General features: G+C 42.3%; 13 protein-coding genes. 6 read left to right on the top strand and 7 right to left on the bottom strand.

The genetic code is table 11. The annotated features are described in order from the left end of the window. Positions 1–20: 20 nt before the first annotated feature. The 3 genes from dapA to ligA all read right to left on the bottom strand — a co-directional run bounded on the left by dapA (position 21) and on the right by ligA (position 3,562). Complete coding sequence (gene dapA, locus Q0590_RS13060) at positions 21–923, bottom strand: 4-hydroxy-tetrahydrodipicolinate synthase (RefSeq protein WP_302037992.1); 903 nt, start codon at positions 921–923, stop codon at positions 21–23. Next, positions 913–1,452 (bottom strand): DUF6913 domain-containing protein, encoded by a 540-nt coding sequence (locus Q0590_RS13055; RefSeq protein WP_302037991.1) that lies wholly within the window; start codon positions 1,450–1,452, stop codon positions 913–915. The genes dapA and Q0590_RS13055 overlap by 11 nt, the downstream gene beginning before the upstream one ends. A 100-nt stretch (positions 1,453–1,552) precedes the next feature. After that, complete coding sequence (gene ligA / locus Q0590_RS13050; RefSeq protein ID WP_302037990.1) at positions 1,553–3,562, bottom strand: NAD-dependent DNA ligase LigA; 2,010 nt, start codon at positions 3,560–3,562, stop codon at positions 1,553–1,555. 256 nt (positions 3,563–3,818) lie between these two features. Here ligA and Q0590_RS13045 point away from each other — a divergent pair, with 256 nt between their 5' ends. Further along, a complete protein-coding gene (locus Q0590_RS13045) occupies positions 3,819–6,212 on the top strand; it encodes an ATP-binding protein (protein WP_302037989.1) in 2,394 nt (797 codons plus the stop codon). A gap of 11 nt (positions 6,213–6,223) precedes the next feature. Further along, positions 6,224–6,715, top strand: a complete 492-nt coding sequence (locus Q0590_RS13040; RefSeq protein WP_302037988.1) for a hypothetical protein — start codon at positions 6,224–6,226, stop codon at positions 6,713–6,715. 111 nt (positions 6,716–6,826) lie between these two features. On the opposite strand, the gene Q0590_RS13035 is transcribed toward Q0590_RS13040, so the two are convergent. The 4 genes from Q0590_RS13035 to Q0590_RS13020 all read right to left on the bottom strand — a co-directional run bounded on the left by Q0590_RS13035 (position 6,827) and on the right by Q0590_RS13020 (position 10,371). Further along, on the bottom strand, positions 6,827–7,375 hold the full coding sequence (locus Q0590_RS13035; protein ID WP_302037987.1) for a lipocalin family protein: 549 nt from the start codon (positions 7,373–7,375) through the stop codon (positions 6,827–6,829). Between the two features lie 159 nt (positions 7,376–7,534). Beyond that, positions 7,535–8,191, bottom strand: coding sequence for a tRNA (guanosine(46)-N7)-methyltransferase TrmB (gene trmB / locus Q0590_RS13030; protein WP_302037986.1), 657 nt, complete (start codon positions 8,189–8,191; stop codon positions 7,535–7,537). A 65-nt stretch (positions 8,192–8,256) separates the two neighbouring features. Then, positions 8,257–9,549 (bottom strand): bifunctional folylpolyglutamate synthase/dihydrofolate synthase, encoded by a 1,293-nt coding sequence (locus Q0590_RS13025; protein ID WP_302037985.1) that lies wholly within the window; start codon positions 9,547–9,549, stop codon positions 8,257–8,259. A 96-nt stretch (positions 9,550–9,645) separates the two neighbouring features. After that, the gene (locus Q0590_RS13020; RefSeq protein WP_302037984.1) at positions 9,646–10,371 is read right to left on the bottom strand and encodes a DUF547 domain-containing protein; all 726 of its coding nucleotides are present in this window, start codon (positions 10,369–10,371) and stop codon (positions 9,646–9,648) included. A 271-nt stretch (positions 10,372–10,642) separates the two neighbouring features. On the opposite strand from Q0590_RS13020, the gene Q0590_RS13015 reads away from it, so the two are divergent. The 4 genes from Q0590_RS13015 (at position 10,643) to Q0590_RS13000 (ending at position 14,852) form a co-directional block, all read left to right on the top strand. Further along, positions 10,643–11,620: an NAD-dependent epimerase/dehydratase family protein gene (locus Q0590_RS13015; protein ID WP_302037983.1), complete on the top strand. Its 978-nt coding sequence runs from the start codon at positions 10,643–10,645 to the stop codon at positions 11,618–11,620. A 56-nt stretch (positions 11,621–11,676) separates the two neighbouring features. Beyond that, positions 11,677–13,080: a tetratricopeptide repeat protein gene (locus tag Q0590_RS13010; RefSeq protein WP_302037982.1), complete on the top strand. Its 1,404-nt coding sequence runs from the start codon at positions 11,677–11,679 to the stop codon at positions 13,078–13,080. A 191-nt stretch (positions 13,081–13,271) separates the two neighbouring features. Continuing rightward, positions 13,272–13,622 (top strand): cupin domain-containing protein, encoded by a 351-nt coding sequence (locus tag Q0590_RS13005; protein ID WP_302037981.1) that lies wholly within the window; start codon positions 13,272–13,274, stop codon positions 13,620–13,622. A 198-nt stretch (positions 13,623–13,820) separates the two neighbouring features. Then, positions 13,821–14,852 (top strand): hypothetical protein, encoded by a 1,032-nt coding sequence (locus tag Q0590_RS13000; RefSeq protein ID WP_302037980.1) that lies wholly within the window; start codon positions 13,821–13,823, stop codon positions 14,850–14,852. Positions 14,853–14,896: the final 44 nt, after the last annotated feature.

The raw sequence follows: 14,896 nt of genomic DNA, 5'->3' as shown, positions 1-14,896 counted from the left end.
TAAATAAGTAGCCATGTTGCTTATTGTGATAAAGCCGCTGTTAACGCTTTTTCTTCATTCAGTATGGTTTGTATACGGCTGCTGAGCGGGCCTGAAGCTGGTGCCAGGGGCAAACGTACATGGTTAGCACATATACCTAATTGTTGTAAGGCTTGTTTTAAACCCACCGGATTGCCTTCCTCATACATTAGCGGATTGATCTGTAAAAAATTAAATAATCCGTGTCTAGCTTCTACAAAATCGCCAGCCAGGGCGCTGCGTATCATTTGTGAGAAGGGTGCCGGAAACGCATTGGCGAGTACAGATATTACGCCAACAGCTCCGAAAGAGATCAGGGGCAGGGCAAGCAGATCGTCGCCGGAGATCAATAAAAAATCGTCCGGTTTGCTTCTGGCAATCTCCATACACTGAAACATGTCGCCTGATGCTTCTTTGGTGCCAATAATATTCGGGTGTTTTGCCAGTTTAAGTGTTGTGGCGGCTGTTATGTTTGAACTGGTGCGTGCCGGCACATTGTACAGCATTACTGGTACCGGGCAAGCATCAGCAATGGCTTTGTAATGCTCATATATGCCGGCTTGTGAAGGTTTATTGTAATACGGGCTTACCGAAAGCACCGCTTCTATTCCTTGCCAGTCGGTATGTTTTATTTGGTCCAGGACTTCTCTGGTATTATTTCCACCTAAGCCATACATAATGGGCAATCTGGCTGGGTTGTTCTTTTTTATGAAAGCCAGTACTTCCGTTTTCTCTTCTGCTGATAACGTAGCCGATTCGCCAGTGGTACCAAGTACAACCAGATACTCGACTCCGCCCTGCGACACATGTCTTACTAATTGGCTAAGACTCGTATAATCTACCTCCAGGTTCTCTTTAAAAGGGGTAACCAGGGCAACACCTGTTCCTGCAAATTTATTTTCCATCCGGTATTAATGCTTGCAAATATTTTAACAATTGGTCTAACAGACTCTCTAAAGTATCTTCCGGTTTTGGCTTAATCATCAGCTCAAAACACTCTGGTTTTTCTTCCAGGTACATTCCGATCCGGCACTTTGCTTTGCTTCGCAGCAAAATATAATCAAAAGGCAAAAATGAATGTTTGTTGATGCAAAATACGTAATCAAAATCAGATTCGATAAACCGTTCTACTTTATCCGAAGTAATTACGCCGGTAGCCGAAATCTGTTCTTTGGTGAAGGAATCAAAATAAAAGTCATAGCCATTACTCTGTATATGCTCAAAATAGGTAAGGGCCGTTATTTTTTTGCCTTCTCTGATCAGCTTCTGCACAAATTTATTAATAGCTGCATAGTCTTCTTCCCGCTCATTCATAAATAAAATACCCACCTGCCTGGCTTGCGAATACGGCACGTTTTTCCGGGGTGTCGTTTTCTCAGCTGCTGCTTTTTTATTCTTCAGATTCAGAAAAAAAGACTGTATTTTCTTTTGCATAGCTATGTTAGTTAGTCCACTGGCAATAGTCCACGAATGGATAAAGAACCTGCTTTTGATTAGTACCCATGTGTAATTAGTGAACTACCCGCTGGGACGGTTATAACATTTTTTCAAATTCTTGTTCCGACAGTATAGTTACGCCCAGCTTTTGGGCTTTTTCCAGCTTAGAAGGGCCAAGCTTATCGCCTGCCAGTAAAAAGTCTAATTTACCTGAAATTCCCGACAATACCCGGCCACCATTCGCTTCTATCTTATCTCTGAGCTGGTCGCGTTCATAGTTAACAAATACCCCCGAAATTACAAAAGTCTTCCCGGCCAGTTTAGTACTTTCTTTTTCTACAGGTTGCTTGTCGCTTTGTAGCTGCAAACCTGCTTGTTTCAATTGTTCTATATATTGTTTGTTGGCCGGATCAGCAAAAAACTGCCCGATGCTGTTGGCAATCCGTTCGCCTATTTCCGGTACTGCTAACAATTCTTCAAAACTAGCTTGCTGCATAGCTTCTATACTGCCGAAATAAGCAGCGAGTTTTTCAGCCACAGTAGCTCCTACGAAACGGATACCAATGGCAAAAAGTACATTCTTGAAGGGTGCTTTTTTAGATTGCTCTATTCCCTCAATAATATTCTTAGCCGATTTTGGCCCCATTCGTTCCAGGGTCAGCAATTGTTCGTACTGGAGACTATACAAATCTGCCGGCGTCCGGATCAGCCCTTTTTGCAACAATTGGTCGATGGTTTCGGGACCCAGGTTCTCGATGTTCATAGCCCGCCGCTGAATAAAATGCTCAATTTTGGCTTTAGTTTGCGGAGGGCAAGAGCGTTCATTCGGACAGTAATAAGCAGCTTCTCCTTCCTGCCGGACCAGCTGGGTACCACAAGCCGGACAGTGAGTAAGGTACTGAATAACTTTGCTGTCTGGCTGGCGTTTGGAAAGGTCTACCCCGGTAATTTTGGGTATAATTTCTCCGCCTTTTTCGATAAATACATAATCTCCTTCGTGTAGGCCTAGCCTTTCTATTTCGTTGGCATTATGCAGGGTAGCCCGCTTCACGGTTGTACCGGCCAGTAATACCGGACTCAGCATGGCAACAGGCGTAACAGCACCAGTACGGCCTACATTATAAAGGATGGATTGTAGCTGGGTAACCGATGCTTCTGCTTTGTATTTATAGGCAATGGCCCAGCGGGGACTTTTGGCCGTATAGCCCAGTTCTTCTTGCTGACTGAAATTATTTACTTTAATAACAATACCATCTGTACCCAGAGGGAGTTTAAACCGTTCGGTTTCCCAATCCCGGATATACTGGAATACTTCGTCTATATTCGGGCATTTCCGGTAAGTTCTGGATACATGAAATCCCCATTTTTCCATCTGTTTAACAGATTCTTCATGCGTCTGGTAAGGCAGGTTGTCTCCCAGTAAGAAATACATATAACAATCCAGGTTCCGCTTGGCAACAACACCGGAATCTTGCATTTTTAAAGTACCGGAAGCTGCGTTTCTGGGGTTCGCCAGTAAGGCTTCGCCAATATCTTCCCGTTCTTTGTTTAAGCGCTGAAACGATTCAAACGGCATAAATACTTCGCCTCTTACCTCAAATTCTTCTGGTATATCGTTGGCCCGGGTACGTATATCTAAAGGAATGCTGCGGATTGTGCGGGCATTGTTGGTAATGTCATCGCCCCGTACACCATCGCCCCGGGTGGCTCCCGTATGCAGTAACCCGTTTTTATAGGTAAGACTTACAGCAACTCCATCAAACTTTAATTCACAGAAATATTCAAAATCATTCCCTATTAATCGTTTGATTCGGGCATCAAACTCCTGTAAGTCGGCTTCTGAATAGGTATTGCCCAGCGAGAGCATGGGATATTTGTGAATAACGGTAGCAAACTGTTTGGTAATTGTACCTCCTACCCGCTGCGTAGGCGAATAAGGATGCCTGAACTGTGGATATTGAGCTTCCAGCCGTATCAACTCTTCCAGCAGCATATCGAACTCATAATCTGATATTTCAGAAAGGCTATTCTGATAATATTGATAATTATAATGATTGATCAGGTCTGTTAATTGAGAAATCCGTTCCTGGGCCTGGGATTCTGTCATAAATTGAGCGATGGCTTTATAGTCTGTTGTCCTTATAAAAACTGTGTTAAACCCTCAAATTACGGGATTATTTTTAATACTAACAGCATTTATTTTCTCCGGATAGTTGATTTAGTAGCTTTCTGAATGAATCCTTTGTTAAGGAACCGCCTGCCTTCTAATTAGAGTAATATTTTCATTATTTTATTATTTTTTTTGAATTTTGCTTGATATTTGTATACATACCGCAAAAGGACTGATTACTTTTAACTAGTAAATGTATAAAAAACTCTTTGTATGCCCGGCCTTCTCCATAGGCTTGCCAATACTCTTGTTGCTACTTATATCTTCTGCTTGCCAGGCAAGTGGATTATATTCCTTTACTCCCTTTATCTCTCGTATTTCTGCTTCTATCCCCTTTCCTTATTTTGCCGGCTCCTTGGGTTTTCTGCCACTTTTTTCGGCTTTGCCCCCGGAAAATGTAGCGTTCTGGACTACGGCACTCTATAGTGGAGGGTTGTTTGTGCTAGGTGTATACCATGTGCTGTTATTTCTGATTATCCGCGTTAAATATTCGGCCTACTTGTATTATGGGTTATATGTATTAAGCCTGGGGATGCTTTTATTGTACTTCCGCGAGGCTATACCGGCAAGTGAATCTTACACTACGCAAAAATGGCTACAAGCAGGTATTATGGTTTTTTCGTTGCTGGCCATATTCGAAAACTATAAATTGTTTAAAGAAGGCTTGCCAGCTGTGCAATTACCTGCTGTAGTTAGCAAGCATTTTATTCAGATTTTTGTAGGCGCGGCTTTTGTAACCGTTGTGCTATTTGCCTTCAATAGCTGGGTAGGCAGTTTTTTTAGTCTGCTCTTGCTGCTGGTTATGTGTATCGTTTTAATTTCATATACTCCATCTATTTTTCAGCGAAAAAATTCAATGACTTCCTTTATTTGGGGAAGTATCTTTCTGCTGATCAGCCTGCTGCTGATGGTGGGTATTTATCTGGCCTGGATACCTGTACACGCGGTAACTGTGCACCTGTATTTAGTATTTGCTTTGCTGCACAGTATTATTCTTGCAACGGTACTGGCACAGCGGATTAATGTATTTACCGAAAACCAGGATAGCATTACAAAAAAATTGCTGAAAGCCGAGCAATCGCAACGGTTTAAAGATCAGTTTCTGGCCAACACCAGCCACGAAATCCGGACCCCGATGAATGCCATTTTAGGGTTTACCCGCTTGCTGGAACAGTCAGACCTGGATGCTCCGCAGCAGGAGTACGTGCGCCTGATAAAAACATCAGCCGAAAACTTGCTGGTAATTATTAATGACATCCTGGATTTCTCGAAAATAGAATCCGGAAAAATTGTGCTGGAGAAAGTAAATATTCACCTGGATACCCTTTGCCATTCAATTATAGATACCCTGCAACTGCGCATTGCTGAGAAAAACCTGGAAGTGGGATATTATATAGACGACCGTATCCCTACCGTATTTCTAGGTGACCCTACACGGCTTACGCAGATTTTATTAAATCTGCTTACCAATGCCGTAAAATTTACCGATCAGGGAAGTGTTTTTTTAAAAATACAGCTGGTGGAGGAAACAACCGAGCAGATTTATCTGCATTTTGAGGTAAAAGACACAGGTATAGGCATTCCGGAAGATAAACTCCAGGTGATTTTCGACAGCTTTTCCCAGGCAAGTGACCAAACTACCAGAAAATATGGAGGTACTGGTCTGGGGCTGAGTATTGTTAAACAGTTGGTAGAGCTACAGGGCGGCAAAGTAACTGTAGAAAGCTATCCGGATGAAGGCTCTACTTTTTCGGTATACCTGCATTTCCAAAAAGGAATTACCGGTGAACATGTACAAGCAAGAAATGCATCTATTACTCATACTTTACCAAACAATCTGAGCATCCTGTTGTTAGAAGATAATCCTATTAACCAGATACTGGCAGTAAATACCTTACAAAAGTGGATGCCCGATATAAAAATAGATGTAGCTGGCGATGGAAAAGAAGGAATAGACAAATTGAAGGAACAAAATTACGACCTGATGCTGGTAGACATACAAATGCCGGAAATGGATGGCTATGAAACTACCCGCTATATCCGGACGAAAATGGATGTTTCGAAAAAAAATATTCCTATAATTGCATTGACAGCAGGAGCCTTGAAAGAGGATGAACAAAAAGCCATAGCTGCCGGCATGAACGATTATGTATCCAAGCCTTTTGATATAGAAACCCTGGCTGGAAAAATAAAAAAATTGCCGATATCAGCCGACAGGCGTTCATTGAGAGGCAACAAGTTTGAAATTGCACACGTAGAAAGGGCAGGTTTGGGCGAACCCGACTTTATGATCCAGTTAATGAATATGTTTCTGGAAAAAACGCCGGAGGCCCTGGTGCAAATGGATCAGTTTTTAGAGATAGAGAACTGGGAGGCTGTATGTTTTGTGGCACACCGCATAAAGTCTGTATTTGCGTGCATGGGCCTTATCCACTTACAAAAGGAACTGCTTGTCATCGAAGAATCTGCCAAAGATCGAGTTAATCTGGAAAAAATATCGGCCATGCTAGCACAGCTAAAACAAGGCTGCGATGAAGCATATAGTCAAATAATCATAGAAAGAGATAAATTGATTAACAAAATTTAATAAATTGTGAGATGTCTCAATCCCAATCGTCAAGAACAGAAAAGATGGAAGATAAGTTATCGCTGAAAACGAAAGTATACAACGAAGCCCTGCGTATGCAGAACCAGATGGTAGAAAATGCCAGGATGGCTGTAAAGGAAGCGCAGGAAAATGCCAACACGAGTGACGACTCCATGGAAGAGGGCTTTGTCTCTTACCGGGAGCAACTACAGCATGCCCGTGATATGTTTACCATGCAATTGCAGAATACACTCAACGACCTGGAGACGTTGCAGCAGGTGCCGGCAAATTCCCTGACACCTACTATAGAAAATGGCGCTGTAGTCGTAACCGATAAACAGAATTTTTTTATAGCGGTAAGCATTGGTAAAGTTACCGTAGATGGAAAAACCTACTTTACCATATCTACCTCTGCCCCTATATTTCAGGCAATGGTAGGTTTGAAAAAAGGGGAATCCTTTAACTTCAGAGACAGGTCTTATAAGATAACAGATGTATTTTAAGTAAATACAATTAAAGCCACTATGCTTTCTTTAAACAAAAAAGGTGCTCCTGTAAAGCACCTTTTTTGTTTAATTGTAAGTGAGAGGCAGAAATGCTACTTCTATCAAATGCTAATCAAAATGCTTGGTATGAATAAGCTTGCTTATATCGAAACCTTGCTTTTTAGCTTTATCCAGCAAACTATCTAAGATTGTATTATCCAGTTGCGGCGTGCGGCTAAGGATCCACAGATATTTTCTGGATGGTTCGCCCACCAATGCATACTCATACTGGTCGCCTACATCCATAATCCAATAATCGCCAGAAAAAGGCCAGAAGAATTGCACTTTCAGCTTTGCATTGCTTACCGGGTCTACTACATATGCCTTAGCAGTAGCTTTTTTCACCTTTCCCTGCACCCCCTTTTTGTGACAAGTATTGAGCACATTTACTGTACCATCTTCGTTGAGTGTATAATGGGCTTTGGAAGCATAGCACTCCTTCTCAAAACGGGCAGGCATTCTGGCAATTTCATACCAATCGCCTGCATATTTAGTTAGGTCTACATAGCGGGCCACAGGTAAAGTTGGATAGTTATTTTCTTCCTTCCGGCGTACATAGGCCACTAAGGCAAGACCTGCCAGTGCTCCTACGGATACTCCTGCAACGGTTTTATTCATATTCATAGCTGTTAATTTTAAGTGGTTGAGTATAAAACAAACTAAATAGGTGTAAAAATATAGTTCATGCTGCTGATGATTTGCATCATTTCAGGGAAAGTACGTTTTGGTATAGATAGAGTTTATATAAAACGCATTGATTAACTTATGCTATCCGTGTTACTTGAACCTGAATTGCAAATAGTTAATTTTCACTCCTGCTGATGCATACTTCTGTTCATATTTGGTTTTTATGCCATAATGGTAAGTCATTAATTCGGATTGGTAGAGGTCTTCTGTAAACTGCAGGTCTCTTACTCCGAATTCTTTTACTGCTTGCAACGAAAAGGCGAATAAATCTGCATTGTCTGTTTTTAAGTGCACCAATCCATCCGGAGCCAATAATTGCTGATAGAGTTGCAAAAATTTCGGATGCGTCAGCCGCCGTTTATCATCCCGGTCTTTGGGCCGTGGATCTGGGAAGGTAATCCATATTTCACTGATCTCTTCCGGAGCAAAAAAGTTATCCAGTTGCTGAATCTGGGTACGCAAAAAAGCTACCTGCTGTAGCCCTTGCGACTCTGCCACTACGGCTCCTTTCCATAAACGGTCGCCTTTTACATCTACCCCAATAAAGTTTTTAGAAGGTATCAGGGCGGCTAACCCGGTGGTATACTCCCCTCTGCCACAAGCCAGCTCTACAACAATTGGGTGCTCATTATTAAAATAAGCGGTATGCCAGTTACCCTTAATGGTTTCATACAAGGGTTTTCCGGGTTCCAGTAAGTTAGGTTTTTCTGTATTTTCCTGAAATCGTATCAATTTTTTTCTAGCCATTGTTCTGTATGGTGTTAACGGCAATAGGCCGGTAAGGTTAAGTTGACAAATGATGCGAGGGACTATTATAACTCTTCTATTTCTGCTACCACAAAGGTACTGCCACCAATAAATAGTAAGTCATCTGGCGAAGCCTGGCTACGCGCTCTTTTTACTGCTTCGGCTACCGAAGGTATAATCACACCCTGCAAACCAAAATCTACGGCCTGGGCTTGTAACGCCGTTGCCGGTAAGGCTCTGGGGATCTGTGCCTGGCAAAAATAATAGTGGGCATTTTTAGGGAGAAGCGGTAGCACATGGCTTAAGTCTTTGTCGTTTACCACCCCGAGTACAATATGGAGCTGCTTATACGATAACTTACTGATATGGCCCATAACCTGCCTAATGCCTGCTTCATTATGCCCAGTATCGCAGATAATCATAGGATTGCGGCCCAGAATCTGCCATCTTCCTTTTAGCCCAGTTAAGGTGCTTACCTGTCCTATCCCCTTCCGTATATGCTCTTCAGTTATACCATACCCTTGTGCTTTGAGTACTTCTACTGTTTGCAACACCCCTGCCAGATTTTTTAGCTGATATTCCCCAGCAAGCTGACTTAGCAGGTTAGGTAAATACAGGCTTTTATCCTTCCATATATCGACAATAATGCCTTCAGATGTATATTCTTTTAGTTCAACAGTAAAGGTTTCGCTGGCAAAATACAAAGGAGCTTGTTGTAAAAAAGCTTTTTCCTTAAAAACGGCTGCTACTTCCGGTTGATATTCACTAATAACTACTGGAATACCAGGCTTAATAATACCGGCCTTTTCTGAAGCAATCTGGGGTAATGTATCTCCCAGAATATCCTGATGATCCCAGCTGATGTTAGTTATAACCGATACCTGAGGGGTAATAATATTCGTGGAATCCAGCCGGCCGCCAAGCCCTACTTCAACTACCGCTATGTCTACTTGCTGCGAGGCAAATTCATCAAAGGCCATTCCTACAGTCATTTCAAAAAATGAGGGCTGCAACTGTTCTATAAATTCTTTATTCTTTTCTACAAACCGTACTACTGCTTCCTGACTTATTTCCTGTCCATTGTTACGAATGCGCTCGGTGAACGACTTAAGATGGGGTGAGGTGTACAAGCCCGTTTTATAGCCAGCCGATTGTAAAATAGCCGCCAGCATATGGGAGGTGCTCCCTTTACCATTTGTGCCAGCTATGTGTATCGATTTAAAGTGGTTCTGCGGGTTTTGCAGGTGATTGCATAAAGCAAGTGTGTTGTGTAAGTCAGCTTTATAGGCTTTTTTCCCCAAGCGGTGAAACATAGGGAGCCGGTTATATAAATAGCTTAAGGTTTCTTGGTAATCCATCCGGGTAAGGGAAATGTTACTTCCATTGATATGTAAACTTACTAAACAAGCCGCAAGGAAAAAATCACCTATCTGGAATACGCCGGCTATAAGTGCCTAGTAGTACTTATCCAGTTGCATATCCCAGTTATAGTCTTTGTAGCGGATAGCTGGTGTAGAATCAGCCGGGATTATTTCATGCTTCTGCAAGAGCTGCCGTATTCCAGTAGATCCGCCAAAATCGCCCCGGAACCATAAGAGTATCCTGGGAACCGTCACTTTGTTCTGCAGCGCATCATATGTACATTCGCCGGATAAATACGCTGCAGCTGCTATATCTAGTTGGCCTGGTAAATCTTCGGGCTTATAAAATGCAATGGGCGGACAACTGGCCGCTCCGCAATTGAGGGCAAAATGGATGCGGCAGTCTGGCTGGGTTACGCGGTACTTTTTTTCAAAAGCCGCAGGAAATGGATTCCGGATGTAGCCCATGCTCCACTTAAACATAGAACGCCGCAAAATTCCATGTTCTATATCGTCCAGACTGATTTTATAGCCAGTAAACTCTATCATCCTGGCAGCATAAAACTGATTTCTTTTCGTATATAAGCTTTGTTTGTTTTTCAGAAAAACCTGCACATAGGCATTGTACACGTTCAACCAAAAAGCCACTTTGGCAGTATCTCCATCCAGCTGTTGAAGCAATGAAGTTTCGTTGGCCATCTTGAACGCAGACAGGTAGCTATCTGCGGGTTTGCCGGTACGCACCGCATATAAAAACTCCTGGCTCATTCGAATATAGGAAGGCGTAAGAGAAGAAGCAGACGGTAATTTTGCAGGCATAGAAAGGCAACAGGTTTATAAAGTTTATGGAAGATATCTACACTGCCAGCACTTTTGCAAATTATACTGGTTTTACTTCATCTATCTTTCTGAAAGTAGTTCAATTTTATCCTTCCTACTAACCTGCATTCTATTCAATTGGCCTTGTCTCTGTCTTGTAACAATAAGTAGCTGAAATAGCTTAACTTTACAACCAACTTGGATGCCCAATAGGCGTATTGCTTACATAATGCTAAAAATCAGGCACTAAAGATTAGGACAGATACTTTATATGATATTTATTACCGGCTGTAATGGTTTAGTAGGAAGTTTTGTAGCTCGAAAACTTATACAGGAGGGGTATCAGGTACGGGCACTTAAACGACCCAGTAGCGACTTAACGCTGGTACAAGACATAGCCGGACACATTGAATGGATAGAAGGAGATATACTTGATCTGGCTTCGCTTGCCAAGGCCATACAAGGAGCTACAGAAGTTATTCATGCTGCGGCAGTTATCTCGTTTAACCCGGCCGACCGGGCACATATGCATAAAAGTAATGTAGAAGGCACTGCCAATATAGTGAATGTTTGTCTGGCAAATGGTGTTAGTAAATTATGCTATGTTAGCTCTGTAGCTGCCCTTGGCCGCAAGAAAACCGACCACCTGATTAATGAAGAGGCTAAATGGGAGCATTCTCCGTATAATTCGTATTATGCACAAACCAAATACCTGGCTGAATTGGAAGTTTGGCGTGGAATGGCAGAAGGGTTGCCGGCTGTGATCGTGAATCCCTCTATTATCCTGGGGCCGGGTAACTGGGAGCTGGGCAGCACAAAACTTTTTAAATACGTATGGGACGGACATGCCTTTTACACAGACGGTTCCGTCAATTATGTAGATGTACGGGATGTTGCCCAAATTATTTTTCAGCTGATTCGTTCAGAAATTACGTTAGAAAGATTTATATTGAATGGAGGAAGTATTAAAATTAAAGAGCTTTTTGAGCAGATCGCTGCCCGTTTTGGAAAAAAGCCGCCTTACCTACAGGTAAATTCCTTAGTGGCTTCTGTAGCCTGGCGGATAGAACATATACGCAGCCTGATTACTGGTAAAGAGCCACTTATAACACGAGAAACCGCACAAGCAGCAAGAAAAAATTATATATATATGAATGAAAAGGTAAAACAAACGCTTCACTATTCGTTCTACCCAATAGACGAAACTATTGCCTGGACGTGTAATGAGCTTATTCAACACAGTAAATAATCTGTAATCTTTTTGTTTCTGACAGAAGATTGCGTAACACCCTTAATTTATAACGAATGGGACAGGAATTTAAAGATAAAGAAGAAGGACGGAATTCGGTGCAGCAGTTCGAGGAGATGCTCAAAAGCGGCGAAACTGTTTTTCTGGACATAGAAACCTATGAAACAATTATCGGGCAGTACATGGAAGAAGGAAAATACAGTAAAGCCCTCACCGCCTGTAATTTTGCCCTTGAACAATATCCCTATTCTACCGAGCTGATGATGGACAAAGCACAGCTACTGGCCAACACGCAAAAATTTGAAGAAGCCCTGGAATTGCTGGAAAGAGCTTCCTTATTCAACCCCAACGACACAGAAGTATTATTCTTAAAGGGCACCATTCTTTCGCTTACCGGCGAATATGAAAAATCGGTGGAAGTGCTGGAGAATGTACTGATGTGGTCGGAAGAAAAAGACGATGTATACTATAATATAGGGCTGGCGTATCAGAGCTGGGGAAAGTTTGATCTGGCCATAGAAAATTACAAAAATGCCATCAACCATAACCTTACCAACGAAAATGCTTTATACGAATTAGCCTACTGCCTGGATTTGACCGGTGCTCTGGAAGAAAGCCTTTCTTATTACCAGCAGTTTATAGATAACGATCCCTATTCGCACAACGCGTGGTATAACATTGGCATTGCTTACAGCAAATTGGAACGGTTTGAAGATGCCATTAAAGCGTATGAATATGCCGTGCTGATTAAAGATGATTTTGCCTCTGCCCATTTTAACATGGGAAATGCCTTCATGAATCTGACAGATTACCAGCAGGCTGTTACCTGTTATAAAAAAACGCTGGAACATGAAGAACCCAATCCGGAAACATTGTGCTGCCTGGCTGCCGCCTACGAACGCATGAACCAGTTTGAACTGGCTATTTCTTATTACAAGAAGGCCGTAAAACTGGATAGTTTGTGGGATGAAGGCTGGTATGGAATAGGCTCTTGCTTGCATACACAAGACAAATGGTATGAGGCAATTCATTATTTCAAAAAAGCATTAGCTTTACATGCCGAAAATTACGAGTACTGGTTGTCGTTAGCTGAAGCAGAAGCACAAATTGGCAATATTGTTTCCAGTCTGGAAGCCTATGAGCAGGCAAGCCAGCTGGAGCCTGGCAATCCGGAAGTTTGGCTTAACTGGTCGTTTGTGTTGTACGAACAAGGCGATTATACCAAAGCGATAGATCTGATTGAAGAAGGAATTGAAGAATTACCAGACGAAGCAGAGCTTTATTACCGGGCTACGGCCTATCTGATTCATTCCGGCAAGTACAAAGAAGCTTTTCATTACCTGGAAAGTGCCCTTGTGCTGAACTTTGATCTGCACACGGTATTATTTGAATTCTTCCCGGAGCTGGAAACGCAGAAAGCCCTCTATAAGATCATAGACCAGTACCGCTACGAAAAGTAGGGACTATATTTTTCAATATAATAAAAGCTAAGAGGCAGAAATACCTCTTAGCTTTTTGTTTTTATTTATATTCTGCTTTAAAGCCAACTTATCACAGCTGATGTAGTTGCCAGGCCAATACATAAAGTAAAATTGTAACACATCTCCTACATCTACGTAAAGCCAGTAAATAAACCTAAAACCTGCTAACTATGAAAGAAGCTAAAGGAGACACCACCGTAACTAAAATTGATTCAGCACATTCACCCAAAGGAGAACATGGAGAAAAATATCTGGCCTCTGGCAAGAATATATCTATGCGCTTATGGGAGAACGAACAGCCTAACGAAGCCAAGCCCGAAGTAAGCCGTGATTATGAAACAGTGGGCTATGTAATCAGCGGACGGGCAGAATTGCATACCGAAGGACAAGTAGTGGTGCTGGAGCCAGGAAATTCGTATGTTGTACCCAAAGGAGCCCGGCATACTTACAAAATACTCGAATCATTTACGGCTGTTGAGGCCACCTATCCGCCATCGCAGATATACGGAAGAGATGAGTAACCAGAAGCCGGACGAACATCCGGCTTTATTTTTTTCAGTATTTTCCCAGTCATTGTTTGTGCTTCAATTGCTGAGTAGAACATGCTGACTTCCTAAGGCTAACTGCAGATATAAGTGCTAAAAATTGTTTCTTTTTCAATATATTTTATATATTTTCCGGGAAGTTATACCTACTTCTATCAACTTAACCTTATACCTATGAACCGGAAACAAGCTTTTATCTGCCTTTTCGCCATGCTTTTTTGTTTCTCTTGTGAGAAAGAAACAAGTACCATTGAAAAAGAACACCATCCTGCGCCGGCAGATGCCAATGCCAGAATTAGTGCCAGCTCTACTAATAAGCTACCACAGGCGCTAGCCAGTATAAATTCTTCCTTAACAAAACAAAAATCGCGCATCCGGGTGTTGTATGCAGAATACCTCACCAGTCCGGACGGTAAACAAGCCGGGCAAATTGTTTATGCCAACGACCGTCAGAAACGCTTAACAACGCAGTGGGTGCCCAATGATCCGAACCGCTTTGCCGATGGAAATAATATAACGTATCTGGTAGACAAAACTTACCAAACCGCCAACAAGTATAACTCTGCCCCAGATTTTAATGCAGCCCCTGAAATAGACGCGGCCATGAGCACATGGAATACTTCTACCAACTGCTCTGATTTGCCTATTGTAAAAAGAACAGATAATGAGACCACAAATCCTAATTATGTTCTGCAGCTATTTGCCAGTTTAGGTGCTTTTAACGGGCTTGCTTTTTTAAATGAACTGGAAAAAACACCTGCGAACCCTTTTGTTGCCGATATTGTGAACACAGGTTTTATTCCTTTTGAAGCATTTGAAGGCGTATTTGGCCCAGCTGACGCACCCTTTGTATTAGCTGTTTGCTGGACACTTACCTTCGTAGATGAAAATGGCCAACCGCTAGACGCTGATAGAGATGGATATGTAGACACCGCTTTGAAAGAAGTCTGGTATAATGATGGCTTTGCATGGTCTAACACGGGGGCAGGTAATACAATAGATGTACAAACCGTAGCTTTGCACGAAAATGGACATGCATTGGAAATGGGCCACTTTGGAAAAATATTTGAAACAAGTGCTAATGGTAAACTTCATTTTGCTCCCCGCACTGTTATGAATGCTTCCTACAGTGGTGTGCAGCGGCAGCTAGATGGCAGTGCATTAGGAGCACACTGCAGCATTTTTGGTTCGTGGCCTAATAAATAAGTACGGATAGAGAATTACTAAAAAGGAGCCAGCTGCTAGCTGGC

It is taken from the genome of Rhodocytophaga aerolata (genome assembly GCF_030503435.1).
GTDB classification, from domain to species: Bacteria; Bacteroidota; Bacteroidia; order Cytophagales; family 172606-1; genus Rhodocytophaga; species Rhodocytophaga aerolata.
This window is presented reverse-complemented; position numbering and strand designations above follow the sequence as displayed.

Bases quoted from the DNA above. Each gene is read 5' to 3' on its own strand.
- Q0590_RS13020 (WP_302037984.1), bottom strand. From the start codon at position 10,371: ATGCCTGCAAAATTACCGTCTGCTTCTTCTCTTACGCCTTCCTATATT.
- Q0590_RS13025 (WP_302037985.1), bottom strand. From the start codon at position 9,549: ATGGATTACCAAGAAACCTTAAGCTATTTATATAACCGGCTCCCTATG.
- dapA (WP_302037992.1), bottom strand. From the start codon at position 923: ATGGAAAATAAATTTGCAGGAACAGGTGTTGCCCTGGTTACCCCTTTT.
- Q0590_RS13015 (WP_302037983.1), top strand. From the start codon at position 10,643: ATGATATTTATTACCGGCTGTAATGGTTTAGTAGGAAGTTTTGTAGCT.
- ligA (WP_302037990.1), bottom strand. From the start codon at position 3,562: ATGACAGAATCCCAGGCCCAGGAACGGATTTCTCAATTAACAGACCTG.
- Q0590_RS13055 (WP_302037991.1), bottom strand. From the start codon at position 1,452: ATGCAAAAGAAAATACAGTCTTTTTTTCTGAATCTGAAGAATAAAAAA.
- Q0590_RS13040 (WP_302037988.1), top strand. From the start codon at position 6,224: ATGTCTCAATCCCAATCGTCAAGAACAGAAAAGATGGAAGATAAGTTA.
- Q0590_RS13045 (WP_302037989.1), top strand. From the start codon at position 3,819: ATGTATAAAAAACTCTTTGTATGCCCGGCCTTCTCCATAGGCTTGCCA.
- Q0590_RS13000 (WP_302037980.1), top strand. From the start codon at position 13,821: ATGAACCGGAAACAAGCTTTTATCTGCCTTTTCGCCATGCTTTTTTGT.
- Q0590_RS13010 (WP_302037982.1), top strand. From the start codon at position 11,677: ATGGGACAGGAATTTAAAGATAAAGAAGAAGGACGGAATTCGGTGCAG.
- Q0590_RS13005 (WP_302037981.1), top strand. From the start codon at position 13,272: ATGAAAGAAGCTAAAGGAGACACCACCGTAACTAAAATTGATTCAGCA.
- Q0590_RS13035 (WP_302037987.1), bottom strand. From the start codon at position 7,375: ATGAATAAAACCGTTGCAGGAGTATCCGTAGGAGCACTGGCAGGTCTT.
- trmB (WP_302037986.1), bottom strand. From the start codon at position 8,191: ATGGCTAGAAAAAAATTGATACGATTTCAGGAAAATACAGAAAAACCT.